Origin of the sequence: Gulbenkiania mobilis (assembly GCA_004346645.1) — a bacterium.
In the GTDB taxonomy this organism is placed as follows: domain Bacteria; phylum Pseudomonadota; class Gammaproteobacteria; order Burkholderiales; family Chromobacteriaceae; genus Gulbenkiania; species Gulbenkiania mobilis.
On sequence record SMDA01000003.1, the window covers coordinates 307456 to 327750 of the forward strand.

General features: G+C 61.0%; 21 protein-coding genes. 7 read left to right on the forward strand and 14 right to left on the reverse strand.

The annotated features are described in order from the left end of the window. Nucleotides 1-56 precede the first annotated feature (56 nt). Together EV669_RS06405 and EV669_RS06410 are read left to right on the forward strand one after the other, a co-directional pair. On the forward strand, nt 57-1355 hold the full coding sequence (locus EV669_RS06405) for an NCS2 family permease (protein ID WP_054284503.1): 1299 nt from the start codon (nt 57-59) through the stop codon (nt 1353-1355). A gap of 101 nt (nt 1356-1456) precedes the next feature. Beyond that, nucleotides 1457-2014 (forward strand): adenine phosphoribosyltransferase, encoded by a 558-nt coding sequence (locus EV669_RS06410; protein ID WP_132098189.1) that lies wholly within the window; start codon nt 1457-1459, stop codon nt 2012-2014. 144 nt (nt 2015-2158) lie between these two features. Here EV669_RS06410 and arcC read toward each other — a convergent pair whose 3' ends face one another. From arcC to EV669_RS06440, 6 genes are all read right to left on the reverse strand, one after another. Further along, nucleotides 2159-3109 (reverse strand): carbamate kinase, encoded by a 951-nt coding sequence (gene arcC / locus EV669_RS06415; RefSeq protein WP_055433182.1) that lies wholly within the window; start codon nt 3107-3109, stop codon nt 2159-2161. 135 nt (nt 3110-3244) lie between these two features. Then, nucleotides 3245-4255 (reverse strand): ornithine carbamoyltransferase, encoded by a 1011-nt coding sequence (locus EV669_RS06420; protein WP_055433183.1) that lies wholly within the window; start codon nt 4253-4255, stop codon nt 3245-3247. Nucleotides 4256-4402: 147 nt separating this feature from the next. Continuing rightward, nucleotides 4403-5635: an arginine deiminase gene (locus tag EV669_RS06425; RefSeq protein ID WP_055433184.1), complete on the reverse strand. Its 1233-nt coding sequence runs from the start codon at nt 5633-5635 to the stop codon at nt 4403-4405. Nucleotides 5636-5708: 73 nt separating this feature from the next. Then, nucleotides 5709-7148, reverse strand: coding sequence for an arginine-ornithine antiporter (arcD, locus tag EV669_RS06430; RefSeq protein ID WP_054284498.1), 1440 nt, complete (start codon nt 7146-7148; stop codon nt 5709-5711). Nucleotides 7149-7782: 634 nt separating this feature from the next. After that, on the reverse strand, nt 7783-7917 hold the full coding sequence (locus EV669_RS06435) for a DUF3149 domain-containing protein (RefSeq protein ID WP_072242782.1): 135 nt from the start codon (nt 7915-7917) through the stop codon (nt 7783-7785). A gap of 178 nt (nt 7918-8095) precedes the next feature. Further along, nucleotides 8096-9127 (reverse strand): CDP-6-deoxy-delta-3,4-glucoseen reductase, encoded by a 1032-nt coding sequence (locus tag EV669_RS06440; protein WP_054284497.1) that lies wholly within the window; start codon nt 9125-9127, stop codon nt 8096-8098. A 38-nt stretch (nt 9128-9165) separates the two neighbouring features. Here EV669_RS06440 and EV669_RS06445 point away from each other — a divergent pair, with 38 nt between their 5' ends. Both EV669_RS06445 and trmB read left to right on the forward strand, forming a co-directional pair. Continuing rightward, nucleotides 9166-10059 (forward strand): SDR family oxidoreductase, encoded by an 894-nt coding sequence (locus tag EV669_RS06445; protein WP_132098190.1) that lies wholly within the window; start codon nt 9166-9168, stop codon nt 10057-10059. 77 nt (nt 10060-10136) lie between these two features. Beyond that, nucleotides 10137-10820 carry a tRNA (guanosine(46)-N7)-methyltransferase TrmB gene (trmB, locus tag EV669_RS06450; RefSeq protein ID WP_054284495.1) on the forward strand — a complete coding sequence of 228 codons (684 nt, stop codon included), beginning with the start codon at nt 10137-10139 and terminating at the stop codon, nt 10818-10820. Here the strand turns inward: trmB and EV669_RS06455 are convergent. After that, a complete protein-coding gene (locus EV669_RS06455) occupies nt 10798-11304 on the reverse strand; it encodes a glutathione peroxidase (RefSeq protein WP_054284494.1) in 507 nt (168 codons plus the stop codon). The genes trmB and EV669_RS06455 overlap by 23 nt on opposite strands. A 56-nt stretch (nt 11305-11360) precedes the next feature. Between EV669_RS06455 and EV669_RS06460 the strand changes: the two genes are divergently transcribed. Next, nucleotides 11361-11855, forward strand: a complete 495-nt coding sequence (locus EV669_RS06460) for a DUF1841 family protein (protein ID WP_054284493.1) — start codon at nt 11361-11363, stop codon at nt 11853-11855. 52 nt (nt 11856-11907) lie between these two features. Here the strand turns inward: EV669_RS06460 and EV669_RS06465 are convergent, their stop codons facing one another. Together EV669_RS06465 and EV669_RS06470 are read right to left on the reverse strand one after the other, a co-directional pair. Then, nucleotides 11908-12855, reverse strand: coding sequence for a D-2-hydroxyacid dehydrogenase (locus EV669_RS06465; RefSeq protein WP_054284492.1), 948 nt, complete (start codon nt 12853-12855; stop codon nt 11908-11910). A gap of 7 nt (nt 12856-12862) precedes the next feature. Then, on the reverse strand, nt 12863-13639 hold the full coding sequence (locus tag EV669_RS06470) for a DUF2189 domain-containing protein (RefSeq protein ID WP_054284759.1): 777 nt from the start codon (nt 13637-13639) through the stop codon (nt 12863-12865). A 141-nt stretch (nt 13640-13780) separates the two neighbouring features. Here EV669_RS06470 and EV669_RS06475 point away from each other — a divergent pair, with 141 nt between their 5' ends. Next, entirely contained in the window at nt 13781-14110 is a 330-nt protein-coding gene (locus EV669_RS06475; RefSeq protein ID WP_054284491.1) for an FKBP-type peptidyl-prolyl cis-trans isomerase, read from the forward strand. A gap of 65 nt (nt 14111-14175) precedes the next feature. On the opposite strand, the gene EV669_RS06480 is transcribed toward EV669_RS06475, so the two are convergent. The 5 genes from EV669_RS06480 to EV669_RS06500 form a co-directional block, all read right to left on the reverse strand. Then, nucleotides 14176-14805 carry a DedA family protein gene (locus tag EV669_RS06480; protein WP_054284490.1) on the reverse strand — a complete coding sequence of 210 codons (630 nt, stop codon included), beginning with the start codon at nt 14803-14805 and terminating at the stop codon, nt 14176-14178. A gap of 119 nt (nt 14806-14924) precedes the next feature. Then, nucleotides 14925-16259: a phosphoglucosamine mutase gene (glmM, locus tag EV669_RS06485; protein ID WP_054284489.1), complete on the reverse strand. Its 1335-nt coding sequence runs from the start codon at nt 16257-16259 to the stop codon at nt 14925-14927. A 34-nt stretch (nt 16260-16293) separates the two neighbouring features. Next, complete coding sequence (folP, locus tag EV669_RS06490) at nt 16294-17139, reverse strand: dihydropteroate synthase (RefSeq protein WP_132098191.1); 846 nt, start codon at nt 17137-17139, stop codon at nt 16294-16296. Between the two features lie 65 nt (nt 17140-17204). Further along, nucleotides 17205-19112 (reverse strand): ATP-dependent zinc metalloprotease FtsH, encoded by a 1908-nt coding sequence (ftsH, locus tag EV669_RS06495; RefSeq protein ID WP_055433192.1) that lies wholly within the window; start codon nt 19110-19112, stop codon nt 17205-17207. An 83-nt stretch (nt 19113-19195) separates the two neighbouring features. Then, nucleotides 19196-19813, reverse strand: a complete 618-nt coding sequence (locus EV669_RS06500) for an RlmE family RNA methyltransferase (protein WP_055433193.1) — start codon at nt 19811-19813, stop codon at nt 19196-19198. A 130-nt stretch (nt 19814-19943) separates the two neighbouring features. Between EV669_RS06500 and yhbY the strand changes: the two genes are divergently transcribed. Then, nucleotides 19944-20270 carry a ribosome assembly RNA-binding protein YhbY gene (gene yhbY, locus EV669_RS06505; RefSeq protein WP_132098192.1) on the forward strand — a complete coding sequence of 109 codons (327 nt, stop codon included), beginning with the start codon at nt 19944-19946 and terminating at the stop codon, nt 20268-20270. Nucleotides 20271-20295 lie beyond the last annotated feature (25 nt).

Sequence of the window (20295 nt, forward strand, 5' to 3'; positions counted from 1 at the left end):
ATGGCGCGTTTTTCTCACCCCAACCCCATAAAAAGCAGTCTCGAGGGAGCTTCGCAATGCAGTTACTGGAAAGCCTGTTCAAGATCCGTGAACACGGCACATCGGTCAAGACCGAGGTGATTGCCGGTTTCACCACGTTCCTGACGATGGCCTACATCGTCCTGGTCAACCCGCTGATCCTGCAGGACACCGGGATGGACCTCAATGCCGTGTTCGTTGCCACCTGTCTTGCGGCAGCGCTTGGCACCGCCATCATGGGTCTTGTGGCCAACTATCCGATCGCGCTGGCGCCGGGCATGGGCCTGAACGCCTACTTCACCTTCACCGTGGTTAAAGGCATGGGTGTGCCCTGGCAGGCGGCGCTGGGCGCGGTATTCATCTCGGGCCTGGTGTTTCTTGCCGTCAGCCTGTTCAAGGTGCGCGAAGCCATCGTGAATGCGATTCCGCAGTCACTGAAGTTCGCTATCTCCGCCGGTGTCGGCCTCTTCCTGGCGCTGATCGCCCTGAAGAATGCCGGCGTGGTGGTAGACCACCCGGCCACGCTGGTCACCCTGGGCAACCTGCACGACCCGAAGGTGCTGCTGGCCATCCTGGGCTTCTTCATCATCGTGGCGCTGGAATACCGTCGTGTGCACGGTTCGATCATCATCGGCATCCTGACCGTAACCGCCCTATCGATCGTGATGGGCCTGTCGAAGTTCGAGGGCATCTTCGCGCCGGTGCCGAGCATGGCACCGACCTTCATGCAGATGGACGTGGCCGCCGCGCTCAATGCCGGTCTAGTGGGCGTGATCTTCGTGTTCTTCTTCGTGGATCTCTTCGACACCACGGGCACGCTGGTCGGTGTATCGCATCGCGCAGGCCTTTTGGACAAGGACGGCAAACTGCCGCGCCTGAAGCGCGCGCTGTTGGCTGACTCGGTAGCCATCACCGCCGGTGCCGTGATGGGAACCTCGTCCACCACCGCCTACATCGAGTCTGCTGCCGGGACCGCCGTGGGTGGCCGCACCGGCCTGACCGCTGTAGTGGTGGCCCTGCTCTTCCTGGCGTGCCTGTGGCTGTCGCCGCTGGCCAAGACCGTGCCCGCCTACGCCACGGCGCCGGCCCTGTGCTACGTCGCGGTACTTATGGCACGTGGCCTGGCTGAAATCGAGTGGAACGACCTGACAGAGTCGGCCCCAGCGGTGATGACCGCGGTAGCCATGCCGTTCACCTTCTCCATCGCGGACGGCATTGCCTTCGGTTTCATCAGCTATGCCATCATCAAGCTGCTGGCCGGCCGCTTCTCCGACCTGAAGCCGGCCGTGATCGTGATTGCCGCACTGTGGATCGTAAAGCTGGCGCTGTTTGCCTGAGCTGTGGCAGCAAGGCTCGGCCTTGCCGAAAAAGGGGTGCCCGAGGGCGCCCTTTTTTCATGCCCCGCGCGCACCAGCCGTTTTGGTCGTAAAATGCGCCCATGGAAAACCTCAGCAATCTCGATTACGCCAGCTATCTCAAGGGCTGGATACGTACCGTGCCCAACTGGCCCCAGCAGGGGGTGATGTTCCGTGACATCACGCCACTACTGCAGAACCCCAAAACCTTCCGCATGCTGATCGACATCTTTGTCCACCGTTACATGGGCGAGAATATCGATGTGATCGCCGGTCTGGATGCGCGCGGCTTCATCATCGGCTCGGTACTGGCCTACGAGCTCAACGTGGGCTTCGTGCCCATCCGCAAGAAAGGCAAGCTACCGTTCACCACCGTCGCCGAGGAGTACGAACTCGAGTATGGCAATGCCACGGTCGAGATGCATACTGACGCCTGCAAGCCGGGAGACCGGGTGGTGTTGATCGACGACCTGGTTGCCACCGGTGGAACGATGATGGCGGGCTACAAGCTGCTGAAGAAGCTGGGCGCGGAAGTGGTGGAGGCGGCAGCGATCATTGAGCTGCCGGAACTCGGCGGGGGAGATCTGGTGCGGGATACCCAGTTGCCGCTCTTCACCGTGTGCTCCTACGACGGCCACTGACCGCGAAGGAGCAGGACACGGCGACAGCGGGCCTTCGGGTCCGCTTTTTCATGGTTGGCCGAAAGCCTGAGGGCGCAAGAAAAAGGGCCGCCTCGCGGCGGCCCTTTGAAGAACGGTGGCAAGGCCCCCGTCAGCCATAACGGCTCAGTACCATTCGATCCCAGGCTTCTCGGTGGAAACGATGGTGCCGGCTTCGCCCTTCACGATCTTCTCGATGTCTTCCAGGGCACCGATCACGGCACGCTTGCCGGTCAGACGGGCGAACTCGCAGGCAGCTTCCACCTTCGGGCCCATGGAGCCGGCGGCAAAGCCGAGCTTTTCCATCTCGTCCGGATGGGCCTGCTTGATGGCGCGGGCATTGGGCGTGCCCCAGTCCACGAACACGGTGGACACGTCGGTGGCGATCACGAAGTAATCAGCCCCCACTTCGCGGGCCAGCAGGGACGAGGCCAGATCCTTGTCGATCACGGCTTCCACACCTACCAGGCGCTTGCCGCTCTCGTCGTACATGGTAGGAATACCGCCACCGCCGGCTGCGATCACGACCACGCCTTTTTCGATCAGCCACTTGATCGGGCGCATTTCGAAGATGCGCTTCGGTTTCGGGCTCGGCACTACACGGCGGTAGTAGTCACCATCGGCTTTCACCGTCCAGCCCTTCTCGGCCGCCAGTTTCTCAGCCTCTTCCTTGGAGTAGACCGGGCCGACGAACTTGGTCGGGTTCTTGAAGGCAGGGTCGTTAGCGTCCACTTCGGTCTGGGTGAGGATGGTGGCCATGGGCACTTCGAACGGCAGTTCGTTACCCATTTCCTGCTCAATCATGTAGCCGATCATGCCTTCGGTCTGCGCACCCAGCACGTCCAGCGGATACGGCGTTACCTTGGCATCGACGTGACGGGAATAAGCGTCATTCTGCAGGCCCAGCAGGCCTACTTGCGGACCGTTACCATGGCACATCACCAGGTTGTGGCCCAGACGGGTCACGGCGGCCAGCTGACGGGCAGCGATCTTCACGTTATTGCGCTGGTTTTCGGCGGTCATGGGCTCGCCACGACGTTGGAGGGCGTTGCCACCCAGGGCTACGACGACTCGCATGATGTCTTCCTCTCTTGATGGGGGCCGTTGCTTCGGCCAACCCGGGGATATTCGTAATTGAAAAGCCCGGCCGCGCTGCCTGTGAGGACGCGTTCGGCCGGGCTGGCGCAGGGCCGGCAATCCGGCCCGCTGCGCTTAGTCGGCCAGTGTGGCGACGAGGATAGCCTTGATGGTGTGCATCCGGTTTTCAGCCTGCTCGAAGGCAATGTTGGCTTCGCTCTCGAACACGTCTTCGGTCACTTCGATGCCATTGGCCAGTTCCGGATACTGTGCGGAGATATCCTTGCCCACTTTGGTTTCGCTGTTGTGGAAGGCCGGCAGGCAGTGCATGAACTTCACGCACGGGTTGCCCGAAGCTTTCATCGTTTCGGCGTTTACCTGGAACGGCATCAGCAGTTTGATGCGCTCGGCCCACACTTCGGCCGGCTCACCCATCGACACCCATACGTCGGTGTGGATGAAGTCGGTGCCCTTGACGGCTTCGCGGGCATCTTCGGTCAGGGTGATGCGTGCGCCGGTGGTTTCGGCGATACGGCGGCACTCTGCCACCAGTTCATCGGTCGGCCACAGGTGTTTCGGTGCGCCGATGCGTACGTCCATGCCCAGCTTGGAGCCGATTACCAGCAGCGAGTTGCCCATGTTGTTGCGGGCGTCACCAAGGTAGGTGTAGCTGATCTGGGACAGCGGCTTGTCGCTGTTCTCCATCATGGTCAGTACGTCGGCCAGCATCTGGGTCGGGTGGAATTCGTCGGTCAGGCCGTTGTAGACCGGTACGCCAGCGTACTTGGCCAGTTCGTTCTCGACCATGTCTTGGTCAAAGCCACGGTATTCGATCGCGTCGTACATGCGACCCAGCACGCGGGCGGTGTCTTTCATCGATTCCTTGTGACCGATCTGCGAGCCGGACGGGCCGAGGTAGGTCACGTTGGCGCCTTGGTCATAGCACGCCACTTCGAAGGCGCAGCGGGTACGGGTCGAGGTTTTTTCAAAGATCAGGGCAACGTTCTTGCCTTTGAGGTGCTGCTGTTCGGTGCCTGCGTATTTGGCGCGCTTCAGGTCGCGGGCCAGGTCCAGGAGATAGCGGATTTCGCGCGGGGTGAAGTCCAGCATCTTGAGGAAGTTACGGTTGCGCAGGTTGAAAGCCATGATGTGTGCTCCTAGATTGAGGTCCGGTCTACCGCGGAAGGAGGATGTGTGGGTCCGTCCGGCAGCAGGGCCGCGATAAGTTTCGTAATCGGTTGATCGGTTTTCTTGCTTCGGCCAACCCTTGGGTTGGCCGAAGCCGGTTTCACATTAGAGTTTCACTTCGTCACGGATGACCGGGCAGGTCATGCAGTGACCACCGCCACGACCACGGCCCAGTTCGGAGGCCGGAATCTCGATCACTTCCACGCCGTGCTCGCGCATCAGGCGGTTGGTGTAGGTGTTGCGGTCGTAAGCCACTACCACGCGACGATCCAGAGCCACCACGTTGTTGCCGTCGTCCCACTGTTCGCGTTCGCGTTGGTAAGCATCGCCACCGGTCTGGATCACGCGGATTTCCGGCAGGTTCAGTGCTTCGCGGACGATATCCACCAGGTGGCGGCCTTCGTGACGCTCGAAGCGCACTTCGCCCGGACGGTCAGTGGCATACATGCTGGTGCACACGATGTCGTCCACCACATCCGGGAAGACCGACAGCAGGTCGATGTCCAGGAAGCTGAAGACGGTGTCCAGATGCATGGCGGCACGCGACTTCGGCATCTGGCAGGCGATGACGCGGGTAGCACCACCTTCCTTGCCCAGCACGTTCTTGGCAACCTGCACCACGGCCTGCGGGCTGGTACGTTCGCCCATGCCGATCAGGACCACGCCGTTGCCGATCGGCATCACGTCGCCGCCTTCCAGGGTGGCCGGGCCATGGTTCTGCTCGGAGCCGCCCCACCATACGTTCACCTTGCCGGCAAAGTACGGGTGGAACTTGTAAACGGTTTCAAGGATCAGGGTTTCGGCGCGGCGGGCGGGCCAGTACATCGGGTTCAGGGTGACACCTTCATAGATCCAGCAGCTCGGGTCACGCTGGAACAGGCTGTTCGGTACCGGGGGCAGCACGAATTCCGAGCGGTCCAGGTAGCCACCGAAGAGGCCTTTCGGGTCGAACGGCAGTTCGAACTTGGCAATACCGCCGATCAGGTGTTCGGCCAGTTGGGCCGAGGGCATTTCTTCCAGCCAGCTGCGCAGGTCGCTCAGCATGCCGATACCGACGTTGTCAGCCTTGACTTTCTGGTCCAGAACCCAGGCACGTGCGGCCTTGTCGTCCATGGTTTGGGCCAGCGCGTCATGCAGTTCGATCACTTCGATACCGCGGCCACGCATCTGCTCCACGAAGTAGGCATGGTCTTTCTGTGCACGTTCCACCCAGATGACGTCGTCGAACAGCAGGCCGTCGCAGTTGGCCGGGGTCAGGCGCTTGTGGGCCAGACCGGGGCGGCATACCAGAACACTGCGCAGTTTGCCGCACTCAGAATGAACGCCGAATTTGGACATGATCAGACTCCTTGATAAGTGATTTCTTGGTGGGGGCACCCTGCGGCACCCCCGCTTTAGTTGTTTTTCTGGATCAGAGGCTCAGAGCCCCGGTAGCAAGCTGCCAGGCAGCGATGGCACCCAGTACGACCACTACAGCAGCCAGAGCGGCCTCGATACCCTTGAACATCTTCTCGCCGCGTTCCTTGCGGGCCCACAGGTAGAACAGCACGCCCGGGGCATACAGCACCATCGACAGGTAGAGGTATTTCGGACCGGCTGCGTAGATCAGCCAGGCACCGTATACGGTAGCCACTACCGCAACGATCAGGTCGCGAGCCTTGCTTTCACCTTGGGCGTAGCCCTCACCACGCTGGGCCACCAGCAGGGCGTAACCGGCACACAGCAGGTACGGGATAAGAATCATCGACGTAGCCAGCGACAGCAGTGCGAGGTAACCGGCCGAGCTGAACAGGGTGATGATCAGGAAGAGCTGGATCAGACCGTTGGTCAGCCACAGCGCGAAGGTCGGAGCGCCGTTTTCGTTCGTTTTGCCAAAGATCGCAGGCATGGTGCCGTCTTTGCCGGCCAGATACGGAACCTCGGCAGCCAGCAGGGTCCAGGCGAGCAGTGCACCGCCTACCGAGATCACCAGACCGATGTTCATCAGCTTGGCGCCCCACGGACCAACAGCCTTTTCAAGTACATATGCGGTGGACGGGTTCTTCAGTGCAGCCAGTTCGGGTTGGGTCATCACACCCAGCGACAGGACCGACACGGCGACCAGCAGAGCAATCGTCAGCAGGAAGCCCAGTACGGTAGCCTTGCCCACTTCCTGCATGCTCGAGGCACGGCTGGAGAAGACCGAAGCACCTTCAATACCGATAAACACCCACACCGTTACCAGCATCGTGCTCTTCACTTGATCGATCACCGAGCCCAGGTTGGCCGAACCCCAGAAGTCGAGGTTGAAGGTGTCGATGTTGAACGCGAACACGATCAGCACGATGAAGAGGGCCAGCGGCACCAGCTTGGCCACTGTCGTTACCGTGTTGATGAATGCCGCACCATGCACCCCGCGCAGCACCAGGAAATGCAGTGCCCAGAGTAGGACCGAGGCGCAGATGATGGCCACTGGCGTATTGCCTTCCCCGAAGGCCGGGACAAATAGGCTAAGCGCCGAGAACATCACCACGAAGTAAGAAACGTTGCCGATCCAGGCAGAGATCCAGTAACCCCAGGCCGAGTTGAAGCCCATGTACTGGCCGAAGCCCGCCCGTGCATACCCATATACCCCACCTTCCACCTCCGGCTTCCGGTTGGCCAGCATCTGGAAGACGAAGGCCAGCATCAGCATGCCGACGAAGGTGATGGCCCAGCCGATCAGGATTGCGCCGGCTCCCGCCCCGGCTGCCATGTTTTGCGGCAGGGAAAAGATGCCGCCCCCGATCATCGAGCCGACTACGAGTGCGGTAAGTGCCCCTAGTTTGAGTTTGGGAGCGCCACCACCTTGAACCTCGGTTTCTGTGGACATTTCAGTTCTCCATTCAGTAATTGAACTTGGATTCTTTCTTAATATTATTGAATTCTTATTTGTTGATGTAATGATATGAGACTCTACCGGGCCTGACCAGCAAGGAAACGGGCTTACTTGATACAGATCAAACGGGCCGGAGCAGGGTCAGCTTTGCGGGTCTGTTTAAGATATAGACGCTTCTGACGCTACTACCTAATTGCATATAACTATTTCCCTGCCGAGGCTTTTAGCTACTTCTAAGCAAGGCCCGTTCCCGATGTTGCGAATTGTTCGCAACGTGCGCTACGGCATGCCGGATGCGGCTCTATGATCTTTACATGCGTCCCGACGAGCCCGGATGGGCAAACCGTACAGCAATGCCGGCTGTAAAAAGCGCCCGTGAAGCAAATTAGACGCCATGTTTTGCCAAGCGTGGACAAGCCTGCAACCGGCCCCCGCACTGCCATTTTCTGACAGCGCCAATGTTGGCCTCCTGCCACTGCGCTGCTATGACCCAAAACAAAAGCCGCCCTGTTTTCAGGACGGCTTTTGGCGTGCAAAGAAAAAAAGTGGATACGGCCCACCACCGTACCCACTCAACACACACATCAAGAGGAAATCACATGAAAGGAAGCCGGTCAGGCTGGTCCGTTCACTTTTTCGGAGCGTCGTGTGTCTTCTTGATGAAGAGACCCACACAGACACTCACGACCAGGGAGGCCACGACGATGGTGATCAGGCTCAGCACGCCCACATCGTCCGACAGCAGTTGTTTCCAGAGTTCCATTTTCCAACTCCTCTATAGCGCGGGTCTGCCGCTGCAAGTCATTTGTCTTGCAGCATCATAGCCTTACACAGAGGAGGGATATTGACGCAAATCAACATTGAGTTCGTTGTCATATCACTGGCTTAAAGCAGAACGGCCTTCGCAAGGAAGGCCGTTCTGTCGGGCAAGGCTGCCGATATCACTTCGTGGGTGCGCCCACATCCTTGGAAAGGAAGAAAGCGTCGGAGAAGAATTCGGTCTCCGGCAGTCCGCGCTCGCGGGTGAAAGCGCTGTGGGCCGCTTCCACCATCACCGGAGCACCACAGGCATACACCTGATAGCCCGACAGGTCGGCGAAATCCTCCAGCACTGCCTGATGGACAAAACCGGTCCGTCCGGTCCAAACGTCCTCGGGCAAGGCTTCGGACAGCACCGGCACGAAGGTGATGTTGGGATGGCTGGCCTGCCAACCCTCGGCCATCTCCGCCATGTAGAGATCGGCGCGGGTGCGCGCGCCCCAATAGATGATTAGCTGGCGGTCGATTCCCTGATGGATGGCATGCTCGATGATGCCCTTCACCGGTGCGAAGCCCGTGCCGCTGGCCACGAAGATGGCGGGCTTGTCAGAGTCTTCACGCAGGAAGAAGGCGCCCATCGGGCCCTTGAAGCGCAGGATCTCGCGCTCCTTCATCTGGTTGAACACGTAGTCGGAGAAGCTGCCGCCGGGCTGATGGCGGATGTGCAGTTCGAGATAAGCATCGTCATGCGGAGCGTTGGCAATGGAGAAGCTGCGCTTTTTGCCGTCCTTCATCAGGATGTCGATGTACTGCCCAGCCAGGAACTGCAGCCGCTCCGATACCGGCAGCTTAAGGCGCAGGATGGCGACGTCGTGTACCTTGTCGATCTTCTCCACACGACACGGAAGCGTCTTGATCTGGATGTCCCCGATGCCGGATACCTCACGCACTTCGATCGTAACGTCTCCTTGCGGGCGGGCACAGCAGAACAGTGCCAGGCCTTCGGCACGCTCCTGTGCGGTGAGCGTGCGTTCCTGATAGCCGTCCAAGGCCACCTCTCCTTCCAGCACCTTGCCCTTGCACGCCCCGCAGGCACCATCTCGGCAGCCGTAGGGCAGACCCACGCCCTGACGCAGCGCGGCTTCCAGAATGGTTTCGTGTGCTTCGACGCTGAACGCGTGCCCGCTCGGGAGCACCTTCACCTGTGACGTCATCTCGTTTGTTACCCTCAAAGCTCGCTAGAATGCGGTGCATGCGTACTTTACTGCTGATTGGCCCGGGCGATGTGGCCCGCCGTGCCCTGCCCCAGCTCCTGCTCCAATGGCAGGTGGTGGCCCTGTGCCGCCGTCCCGAAACCGCCGAAGCCGTCAGAGCTGCAGGCGCCGAAGCCGTGGAAGGGGATCTGGACAGCCCCGAAACGCTGGCGCCGCTTGCAGGGTTGGCCGAAGCCGTTCTCTATACTGCGCCACCGCCCGCGTTCGGCACTACCGATCCCAGGCTACGCAAGTGCTTGTCCGCATTGACAAAAGGCAAAAGGATACCACAGCACTGGGTATATATCAGCACTACCGGGGTGTACGGCGATGCTGGCGGGGCGTGGGTGGACGAGAACACGCCCGTGAGACCGCACAGTGCTCGCGCCCAGAGACGGGTGGATGCCGAGATGGCGCTGGCCACGCTCTACAGGGACACCGGCTCCGCAGTCACCGTGTTGCGTGCGCCGGGCATCTACGCCGAAGACAGGCTACCGCTGGAACGCCTGACCAACGGCACCCCGCTCTTCCTGGCTGAGGAGGACAGCTGGAGCAACCACATCCATGCCGACGACCTGGCTTTGAGCTGCAGCGTGGCGCTGGCACAGACACGAGCGGGCTTCGAACTGTTCAATGCCTGCGACAGCGCGCCGCTGAAGATGGGGGAGTGGTTCGACAAGCTCGCGGATGCCACAGGGCTGGCGCGCGCTCCGCGTCTGCCACGCCAGACGGTGCAGGCGCAGGTTTCACCCATGCTCTGGTCCTTCTTGGCGGAGTCGCGGCGGGTTTCCAACCAGCGACTGCGGGACGTGCTGGGGGTGCAGTTGCGCTACCCCACCGTGGACGACTTTCTGAACCACCATTTCCCATCGGGCGGACACAGCGCTGGCTAGCCCGCGAGGGGGTTGGGCTCGTCACCTTAGGCAAGTTTATGTAACATCGCGGTTTTTTCTTTTCTTCCCCGCCGAACATGGACAACCCCGCCTTCCAACGCTCGATCCGCAGCTTCGTGCTGCGCCAGGGCCATCTTTCTGCCGGCCAGCAACGGGCCATCGATCAAGGCATGCCGCGCTTCGGCATCGAGTATGCCCCTGCCCGGCTGGACCTGAACGCTGCCTTCGGCCGGACGGCCCCCAAGATCCTGGAAATCGGGTTCGGCATGGGCGGCGCCACTGCCGAGATTGCAGCGGCCAACCCGGACGTGGACTATCTGGGCATCGAAGTGCATTCACCAGGTGTGGGTAACCTCTTGAAGCTGATCGATGAGAAGCAGCTGACCAACCTGCGCATCATCCGTCACGATGCAGTGGAGGTGCTGGATATGATGCTGGCGCCGGATGTGCTGGACGGCGTGCACATTTTCTTCCCGGACCCTTGGCCGAAGAAGCGCCATCACAAGCGCCGCCTGATTCAGGCACCACTGGTGGAAAAGCTGGTCAGCCGCCTCAAGCCGGGAGGGTACCTGCATGCGGCCACCGATTGGGAAGAGTATGCGCAGCAGATCCTGGAAGTGTTTTCGGCCAACCCCGGACTGGAAAACACTGCCGAAGGCTTTGCTGCCCGGCCGGCCTACCGCCCGCTGACCAAGTTCGAGCAGCGCGGTATCCGTCTCGGACATGGTGTCTGGGATATCATCTTTCGCCGCGCAGGCTAGCCTTTTCCAGCCCGAGCACGCTGCGGAGATCGTCTTCGATCTCCGCAGGCGTGAGTGAGGGTTCGTACCGCCGCACCAGTCGGCCTTTACGGTCGATGAGGAATTTGGTGAAGTTCCATTTCACCGGCTGCGGCCGCGAGCCTTCCGCCCCGGTCAGCCAGCGCCAGAGCGGCAGGGCCTGATCGCCGTTCACGTCCGTTTTTGCGAACAGGCCAAAGGTGACGCCAAAACGCCTGGTGCAGAAGTCCGCCACCTCCGCATTGCCGTGGGGCTCCTGATTGCCGAACTGATTGCAGGGAAAGGCCAGGATCTCCAGCCCATGCACATGGAAGCGCTCGTGCAGTGCCTGAAGACCGGCATACTGCCCGGTATACCCGCAGGCGCTGGCCGTGTTGACGATCAGCACGACCTGCCCGCGCAGGGCCTCCATGCTGAACGGTGTGCCATCGATCCGCATGGCCGAGAAAGGGTACAGCGTGGTCATGGCAGCGCTCCTTCGGGTACAATTCATTATCCGAGTTATTTACTCAGGTTTAGACCATGTTTACCCCCAGCCGCCAGGATGCCCGACGCTTTTTCTTCGATGTCTGGGCAAAACAGAAACAAGGCGCAATGCTGACGCCTCTGGAAGCCCAGACGTGGGCGATCATCGCCGGCCACAGCGAGTATCACCCTCTCCTCGACCAGCCAGAACGGTATCTCGAACAGGAATGGACTCCGGAAGAAGGTAGTACCAACCCCTTTCTGCATCTGAGCCTACATCTGGCCATCGAGGAACAGCTCTCCATCGACCAGCCGCCGGGCATCCGCGCTCTGTACGATGCCCTCTGTACCCGACACGGAGAAGAACATGCTGCGCGCCACGACCTGATGGAGTGCCTAGGGGAGATGATCTGGCATGCACAGCGCTATGGGGGGGGACCGGACGTCAACCGCTACATCACCTGCATTCGGGGACGCCTAGGCATGGGGGAGGAAGATTCACGGCGCATCAACCCCAATGAGATCACGGACACGCCTGACCGCGCCTCCTAATGGGGCCCGTGAAATGAAAAACCGCCCGATGGGGCGGTTTTTCATTTCTGGCTCAGGTCATGCAATTGACCGGGCTGCCACAACGGTAGGCTTCGATGTTGTTCACCAGTTGTTCGGCCAGCCGGGCCATCGCTTCCCGGCTGGCCCAGCCGATGTGCGGTGTCACGATCAGGTGTGGCAGGCGCGCCTTGAGCAGCGGATGATCTGCGGGGGGCGGCTCCGTGGACAGCACGTCAAAACCCGCGCCCCCCAACTGACCATACTTGAGGGCGGCAATCAGTGCGGTCTCGTCGACCAACCCGCCACGCGCCGTGTTGACGAGGATCGCACCCGGTTTCATCGCCATCAGCTCCCGCTCCCCGATCATGCCGCGCGTCTGCGGATTCAGCGGGCAATGCAGGGATATCACGTCGGACGTGGCCAGGAAGGCATCAAAGGCCACGTGGCCCGGCCGCACCACGCTTGCCCCCTTGCGCTCGGCAAACTGCACGTGCATGCCGAACGCACGCGCCTTGGCTGCCAGCGATTGGCCGATACCACCAGCGCCCACAATCCCCAGCGTGGCACCTGCCAGATCGCGTATCGGCGCCCCGAAATGGCAGAACTGGGAAGCGTTCGACCAGAGCCCCGCCGCCACATCGCGCTGATAGGCCGGCAGGTTCTTCATCAGGGCCAGCATCAGCATGAAGGCATGTTCGGCAACCGTATCATCGCCGTAATGGCGGATATTGCTCACCACGATGCCACGCTCCCGGCAGGTGGCCAGATCCACATGGTTCACGCCGGTGGCGGCCACGGCCACCATCTTAAGGGCAGGCAGTGACAGCAGGAGATTACGGTCGAGCGGGACCTTATTGGTGATCAGCACCTCTGCGTGAGCACCGCGCTCGGGCACCTGTTCGGGAGCGGAGGAAGGATATTCGGTGTACTGGCAACCGGGGCCAAAAGCAGGAACCGGGACAGGCAGGCTGTCCCGGTCGAGGAAAACGATGGAAGTCATGCAGGCATCAGCGTTCGTAAGCGATCAGGGCGCGATAGGCATGCCAAGTTGCAAGGCCGATGAGGGGAACCGTGATCATCAGACCGATGAAATAGGTGGCAAAGCCGATCGCAGTCAGAAGAACGATCATACCGGCCCAGACCAGCATCGTCAGCAGATTGCGATAGACCGCCTGCAGGCTGGCAATCATGGCGGTGATGGCATCCACCTCGCGGTCCAGCATCATGGGAATGGATACGGCACTGAGTGCAAATACCAGGGCGGCAAACAGAAAGCCGGTGCCGAAGTACGCAACCAGAAAGGAGAGGTTGGCCGGATTAAACAGGTCGGCAAGCAGGGCATCGAAGGTGGGCACCGCCGTTTCGTAGAAGAGCGCAAACATCAACAGCGACACGCGGAACCATCCGAACACTAGCACTGCCAGCAGTGCTGCATACAGTGTGAAGCTAGGCAGGTTGTGCCGCCAGGCTGTCATGCTCTTTGCCAGGTCGATGCGGCTGCCCCGATAGTATTCCAGTTGTCGCGCGATATCGTAGAGACCGATGGCGAGGAAGGGCCCGGCCAGCAGAAACAGGGTGGAGAGCGTGATGACGAACTCGGGGGCAAGCGAGAAGTACAGCGTGAGCAGATAACCCATCAGTACGAACGCAGCGCCGTAGAACAGGCTGTCGCCCGGTGCCTTGCGCAGGTCGCGCCATCCGAGGCGCAGCCATTCGAACACGGCAGCCGGCGCAACGTGCCTGGCAACAGGACGAATCTGGCTGGGTTGGTGGGTGATGTCCATGGTAGTCCCCTTCTGCATGTGTGTGGTGGGCAAAGCCTCTTTAAGTCTTTATAAGCCACTGATCCGAAAACACAAACCGGGCCCGACAGCACGGGACGGGGTGGACGTGTACAATCGGCGCTTCACTACGGGAGACCCTCTATGAGCAACGAACTCATCATCGAAGATGTAAAGGTCGGCGAAGGCGCCGAGGCAGTGACCGGCCAGGAAGTGACCGTACACTACACGGGCTGGCTGACCGACGGCACCAAGTTCGATTCCAGCAAGGACCGCTATCAGCCATTCAGCTTTCCGCTGGGCGAAGGGTATGTGATCAAGGGCTGGGATGCTGGCGTAGCCGGCATGAAGGTGGGCGGTGTGCGCAAGCTCACCATTCCGCCGGAGATGGGCTATGGCGCCCGGGGCGCAGGCGGCGTGATTCCGCCCAATGCCACGCTGGTATTCGAGGTGGAGCTGCTGCAAGTCGGCTGAGCCGGGACAACCCACATGAAAAACGGGCCTGTGCGGCCCGTTTTCTGCATCAAGGGAGGCTTGGCCTATTTCTTGACCGGCACCATGCCTTCGCGTGCCTTGCGGCGCTTGAAATAAAGCGCGGTAAGCACCAGCGCCGCCAATCCGATGACGAACAACAGGCCGGTCTGGCCACGGTGCACCCACATCATCAGCCAGTCGCGGTTAGCAGCACCCAGATAGCCGAGGTAGACCCAGACCGGTACAGAAATCAGTGCTGCAAGCCCATCCAGAAGAAGGAAACGCCAGTAGGGGATGCGACGCGTCATGCCGGCCGTGAGGAAGATTGGAGATCGCAGCCCGGGCAGGAAGCGGGCCACGAACAGCACCCAGTTGCCATAGCGGGAAAACTTTTCCTGCACCGCTTCAAAGCGCTCCTGCGTCAGGATGCGGGCAATCGGACGGAAACGCAGCACCCGGTTGCCGAACAGCCGTCCCAGCAGGAACATGATGCCATCCCCCAGGAGCACGCCGGCCATGCCCACGAAGAACATGACGTGCACGTTGGCATAGCCCAGGCCCGATATGATGCCGCCGGCCACGAGGGTGATGTCTTCCGGAATCGGTACACCGAAGCCGCACACCAGCAGCACGGAAAACACTGCGAAATAGCCGTAGCCGGTGAAGAAGTCGATGAGTAGCTGGAGGGTATCCATAAAGAGAGCAGCTGGCCGGCCCGTGGGCAGCCACTATTCCTCGTCAGTCGCAGCGGGTGGCGCCCATCATAGCACGCCCCCCTTTCAAGTTTTGTTGACCTGCCTTAGCAAGCGGGCGATCAGCCAGCCTGCCGGATGGCCCCGGCGATGGCCTCGGCCCACTGTTCGGCCAACCCCGCTTCGTCCGCTTCGACCATGACGCGCACGACTGGTTCTGTGCCCGACGGACGCAGCACCACGCGACCGTGCCCCGCGAGGGCGCGCTCGGCCTGCTGCAGCATGTCGGCGGAGGCGGACTTCCAGTCCTGGCCCGACAACCGCACGTTGATCAGCTTCTGCGGATAGGGCTTCCAGTCGGCCGCGGCCGTGGCAAGGTCGGTGTCCAGCGTGATGAGCGCCTCCAGCACCTGCAAGCAGGAAACGATGCCATCGCCCGTGGTGTGCTTGTCCAGGCAGAGAATATGGCCGGATGCCTCGCCACCGAGCTGCCAGCCGTTGGCATGCAGCATCTCCAATACGTAGCGGTCGCCAACCTTGGCGCGGCCAAAGGGGACGCCCTGCGCGGCCAAGGCGGCTTCCAGACCCATGTTCGTCATCAGCGTGCCCACCACGCCCCCCTTGAGCTCACCTTGGGCACGACGTGCCTTGGCAATGATGTAGACCAACTGGTCACCGTCGTACAGACGCCCTTCGCGGTCTACCATCATCAGGCGGTCGCCGTCACCGTCCAGGGCGATGCCGTAATCCGCCTCGTGCTCCAGTACGGCCGCCCGCACCGCATTGGTATGTGTTGCGCCCACCTTGTCGTTGATGTTGAAGCCATTCGGATCCCCACCGATGACAATCACTTCGGCGCCCAGTTCGTGGAACACCTTGGGCGCGATGTGGTAGGTCGCCCCATTGGCGCAGTCAACCACCAATTTGAGGCCGCGCAGGTCGCGGTCGTTAGGAAAGGTGCTCTTGCAGAATTCGATGTAACGGTCGGCCGCGCCTTCGATGCGTCGCGCGCGACCAAGGTTGGCCGAAGACAGCGTCTGCATCGGCTCGTCGAGCATGGCCTCGATCTCGAGTTCCAGCGTGTCGTCCAGCTTCCTGCCGCCCTCGGCAAAGAACTTGATGCCGTTATCGTGGTAGGGGTTGTGCGAGGCCGAGATCATCACGCCCGCTTCCAGACGCAGTGCCCGAGTGAGATAGGCAATCCCCGGCGTGGGCAACGGCCCTGTCAGTAGCACGTTTACGCCCGCCGCAGTAAACCCGGCCTGCAGCGCGGCCTCAAGCATGTAGCCAGAAATGCGGGTGTCCTTGCCGATCAGCACGGTCGGGCGATGGCCTTTGTCGTGGTCCACCAGCACGCGGCCTGCTGCATAGCCAAGCTTGAGAACGAAATCCGGCGTAATGGGAAACTGCCCAACTTCCCCACGCACCCCGTCGGTGCCGAAGTATTTTCTTTTCATCACTTACCGTCCTGAGGGGCCAGGTGCCCCATCCTTATTTTTGTTCATTGTCCGCCAGCGCCTGCCAGATGGTCAGTGCCTGGCGGGTTGCCTTCACGTCATGGACACGCACGATACGCGCGCCGCGACGCACGGATTCCAGTGCCGCCGCCACACTGGCTCCCAGCCGCTCGGCCGGGACCGTTTCGCCTGTCAGAGCGCCCAGCATCGACTTGCGCGACAGACCGACCAGCAGCGGAACGCCACACTGTTGAGCCAGTCGTGGCAGCGCCCTGAGCAGCGCCAGATTGTGCGCCAGTGTCTTGCCAAACCCAAAGCCGGGGTCCCCTAGCAGGCGAGCGGACGCGATGCCGGCGTTCCTGCACACCGAAACGCGCGAGGCCAGATAAGCGCCGACATCCTCCACCACATCCGTGTAATGGGGCTGCTGCTGCATGGTATCGGGGTTGCCCTGCTTGTGCATCAGACACACCGCCACTGGGCTGGCCGCGACGAGCGCCACCGCGCCTTCATCCTCCAGGGCAGACACATCGTTGATGAGATCTACCGCGCCCGTGGCAAGCGCCGCCCGCATCACCTGGGTGCGACGGGTGTCCAGCGACAGGGGAATCCCGGCTTCGGCCAACCTTTCCAGCACCGGCAGCACACGGTCCATCTCTTCCTGCGGCGATACATACGGGGCATTGGGACGGGTAGATTCGCCACCGACATCGAGAATGTCCGCACCCTCGCCAATCAGCCGCTCGGCCTGACGCACGGCTTCGTCCGGCACCAGGAAGCGGCCGCCATCGGAAAAAGAATCGGGGGTGATATTCAGGATGCCCATCACCCTCGGACGATCAAGGGCCAGGCTAAAGCGACCACACTGCAGCACAGTCATCGGGAAAACCGGAAAAGAAAACAAAACAGGGCGGCAGCCTACGCTACCGCCCTGCCCTCGACAAGTTACAGTTCCTGCGCCGGCGAAGTGGACGGCTCAGGCGTTGGGCCACTGGGCTTGTCATCTGGACGCGGATTCATGCTCGGCGCCGGACGCGGGGGGCGTGGCGGGCGGCCGGCCATAATGTCGTCGATCTGCTCGGCATCGATCGTTTCCCACTCTAGGAGGGCAGCCGTCATGGCCTCTACCTTGTCGCGGTTCTCTTCCAGCATGCGACGGGCTAACCCGTACTGCTCGTCGATGATGCGGCGGATCTCGCTGTCCACCTGCTGCATGGTGGCTTCCGACAGGTTCTTGTGTGTGGTGACCGAGCGGCCGAGGAATACCTCACCCTCGTTCTCGCCATACACCATAGGACCGAGCTTATCGCTCATGCCATAACGGGTCACCATGTCCCGGGCCATCTGCGTGGCACGCTCGAAGTCATTCGAAGCGCCGGTGGTCATCTGGTTCATGAACAGCTCTTCGGCAATACGGCCCCCGAAGAGAATGGCGATACGGTCCAGCAGATACTGCCGGTCGTAGGCGTAGCGGTCCTGCTCCGGCAGCTGCATCGTCACACCCAAGGCGCGGCCACGCGGAATGATGGTGACCTTGTGCACGGGATCGGACTTGGGCAGGAGCTTGGCGATCACGGCGTGACCCGATTCGTGATAGGCGGTGTTCCGCTTCTCCTCGTCGGTCATCACCATGGACTTGCGCTCCGCGCCCATCATGATCTTGTCCTTGGCCGACTCGAAGTCCTCCATGTCCACCAGGCGCTTGTTGCGGCGTGCGGCGAACAGAGCGGCCTCGTTGACCAGGTTGGCGAGGTCGGCCCCGGAAAAGCCCGGAGTACCACGGGCGATGATGCCGGCTTCGACGTCGGCCGAAATCGGCACCTTGCGCATGTGCACGGTCAGGATCTGCTCACGGCCACGGATGTCGGGCAGCGGCACCACCACCTGGCGGTCGAAGCGGCCCGGGCGCTGGAGCGCGGGGTCGAGCACGTCCGGACGGTTGGTGGCGGCGATGACGATCACAGTGGTATTGGTCTCGAAGCCATCCATCTCCACCAGCAGCTGGTTCAGCGTCTGCTCGCGTTCATCGTTGCCACCGCCGAGCCCTGCACCACGCTGGCGGCCTACGGCGTCGATCTCGTCGATGAAGATGATGCAAGGGGAGTTCTTCTTGGCCTGCTCGAACATGTCGCGAACCCGGGCTGCGCCCACGCCAACGAACATCTCCACGAAGTCGGACCCGGAGATACTGAAGAACGGCACCTTGGCTTCTCCGGCGATTGCCTTGGCCAGCAGCGTCTTACCGGTACCCGGCGAGCCGGCCAGCAGTATGCCGCGGGGAATGCGCCCACCCAGGCTCTGGTAGCGGGTCGGATCGCGCAGGTAGTCTACGATCTCCTTCACCTCCTCCTTGGCTTCGTCACAGCCGGCCACGTCGGCAAAGGTGATGGTATTGGCTTCTTGGTCGAGCATGCGGGCCTTGCTTTTACCGAACGAGAAGGCACCGCCCTTCCCGCCACCCTGCATTTGGCGCATGAAGAATACCCACACGCCGATCAGGAGCAGCATCGGGAACCAGCTGATGAAGATATTCATCAGCAGGCTGGGTTCCTCTTCCGGCTTGGCCGAAAAGCGAACGTTGTTCTTGATCAGGTCGTCGACCAACTGCGGATCGTACGGGGCGTAAGTGGTGAAGGCAGAGCCGTCACTGCGCTTGCCCTTCAGCCACTGCCCACGCAGCGGATGGCCTTCGATCGTCAGCGACTGCACCTTGCCCGACTCAACATCGCTAACAAACTGCGAGTATTCGATCTGGTTCTGGGTGTCCTGTCGCTTGTTGAATTGATTGAACACCGTCATCAGCACGAGGCCGATGATGACCCAGATGGCGATGTTTTTACCAATGTTGTTCACTAGAGCGGACTCCTAATGTGCCCTGACTTGGAAGGAAGGCGCGTGGTCTTTTGAATCGATTGTAATCCTCACGAGGAGGAAAGTCAGCGTCGCCCCCGGCCCAGCAGGTAAATCTCGCTGGATCGGTCACGCGACGCCTTGGGCTTGCGACTGACGACCTCCTGAAAGGTTTCGCGCATGGCGGCCATGTAAGCTTGGAAGTCGCTGCCCTGGAACACTTTGACGAGAAAGTGGCCGCCGGGTTTCAACTGCTCGCGCGCAAATTCGAGCGCCAGCTCGCACAGGTGGAAGCTACGGGCCTGGTCGATGGCGCTCATGCCTGAAATATTGGGCGCCATGTCGGAAATTACAAGGTCCAGCTGACGTCCTTCCAGCAGCGCCAGGAAATCCTCCAGCACGCTTTCCTCGCGGAAGTCGCCTTGGATGAAATGCACGCCCGGGACGGGATCCATCGACAGAATATCCAGAGCAAACACTTTGCCTGTCGGTCCTACCAGCCGTGCGGCCACCTGCGACCAGCTTCCCGGTGCAGAACCCAGATCGGCCAGCACGGTACCCTGGCGGATAAGCTTGTCTTTCTCGTTGATTTCCAGGAGCTTGTAGGCTGCCCGGGCACGATAGCCGTCCCTCTGGGCCTGGAGCACGTAGGGATCGTTCACGTGTTCCTGCAGCCAGGCATTGCTAGTCTTGCTTCTTGCCATGATCTTTGTGCCGGATTCGTCTATGTAAAGAGTGGGGTTCTGCAACCGCGGCCCCGTGCCGCTGTTGCCGGATTTTGGGCTAACCGTCAAAGTCGAGTAAAATCGACTTTTAATCAGGAAGCTTTGTCACATGAAGATCGAATTGTCCCCGGTGGAACGCCAGTACCTCAAGGGGCTTGCCCACACGCTGAACCCTGTCGTGATGATCGGGAACAACGGCCTGACCGATGCGGTGATGCGCGAGATCGCCATCAGTCTGGATGCGCACGAGCTGATCAAGATCCGCGTCCAGAGCGATGACCGCGATGCCCGCATCGCGATGTATGAGCAGATCTGCGATGATCTGGATGCCGCGCCGGTGCAGCACATTGGTAAGCTGCTGGTGGTGTGGCGTCCGTCGGACAAGCAGCGCATTGTGCCTCCCAAGAGCAAGAAAGCGCTCAAGGCCCAGCCGTGATCCACGGCAGTCATGCGAAAAGCGG

Bases quoted from the DNA above. Each gene is read 5' to 3' on its own strand.
- EV669_RS06420 (WP_055433183.1), bottom strand. From the start codon at position 4,255: ATGGCTTTCAACCTGCGCAACCGTAACTTCCTCAAGATGCTGGACTTC.
- arcD (WP_054284498.1), bottom strand. From the start codon at position 7,148: ATGTCCACAGAAACCGAGGTTCAAGGTGGTGGCGCTCCCAAACTCAAA.
- EV669_RS06435 (WP_072242782.1), bottom strand. From the start codon at position 7,917: ATGGAACTCTGGAAACAACTGCTGTCGGACGATGTGGGCGTGCTGAGC.
- EV669_RS06410 (WP_132098189.1), top strand. From the start codon at position 1,457: ATGGAAAACCTCAGCAATCTCGATTACGCCAGCTATCTCAAGGGCTGG.
- EV669_RS06455 (WP_054284494.1), bottom strand. From the start codon at position 11,304: ATGACCACGCTGTACCCTTTCTCGGCCATGCGGATCGATGGCACACCG.
- EV669_RS06425 (WP_055433184.1), bottom strand. From the start codon at position 5,635: ATGTCCAAATTCGGCGTTCATTCTGAGTGCGGCAAACTGCGCAGTGTT.
- EV669_RS06500 (WP_055433193.1), bottom strand. From the start codon at position 19,813: ATGGCAAGAAGCAAGACTAGCAATGCCTGGCTGCAGGAACACGTGAAC.
- EV669_RS06445 (WP_132098190.1), top strand. From the start codon at position 9,166: ATGCGTACTTTACTGCTGATTGGCCCGGGCGATGTGGCCCGCCGTGCC.
- EV669_RS06475 (WP_054284491.1), top strand. From the start codon at position 13,781: ATGAGCAACGAACTCATCATCGAAGATGTAAAGGTCGGCGAAGGCGCC.
- EV669_RS06470 (WP_054284759.1), bottom strand. From the start codon at position 13,639: ATGGACATCACCCACCAACCCAGCCAGATTCGTCCTGTTGCCAGGCAC.
- folP (WP_132098191.1), bottom strand. From the start codon at position 17,139: ATGACTGTGCTGCAGTGTGGTCGCTTTAGCCTGGCCCTTGATCGTCCG.
- EV669_RS06465 (WP_054284492.1), bottom strand. From the start codon at position 12,855: ATGACTTCCATCGTTTTCCTCGACCGGGACAGCCTGCCTGTCCCGGTT.
- yhbY (WP_132098192.1), top strand. From the start codon at position 19,944: ATGAAGATCGAATTGTCCCCGGTGGAACGCCAGTACCTCAAGGGGCTT.
- EV669_RS06480 (WP_054284490.1), bottom strand. From the start codon at position 14,805: ATGGATACCCTCCAGCTACTCATCGACTTCTTCACCGGCTACGGCTAT.
- EV669_RS06440 (WP_054284497.1), bottom strand. From the start codon at position 9,127: ATGACGTCACAGGTGAAGGTGCTCCCGAGCGGGCACGCGTTCAGCGTC.
- glmM (WP_054284489.1), bottom strand. From the start codon at position 16,259: ATGAAAAGAAAATACTTCGGCACCGACGGGGTGCGTGGGGAAGTTGGG.
- EV669_RS06460 (WP_054284493.1), top strand. From the start codon at position 11,361: ATGTTTACCCCCAGCCGCCAGGATGCCCGACGCTTTTTCTTCGATGTC.
- EV669_RS06405 (WP_054284503.1), top strand. From the start codon at position 57: ATGCAGTTACTGGAAAGCCTGTTCAAGATCCGTGAACACGGCACATCG.
- trmB (WP_054284495.1), top strand. From the start codon at position 10,137: ATGGACAACCCCGCCTTCCAACGCTCGATCCGCAGCTTCGTGCTGCGC.
- arcC (WP_055433182.1), bottom strand. From the start codon at position 3,109: ATGCGAGTCGTCGTAGCCCTGGGTGGCAACGCCCTCCAACGTCGTGGC.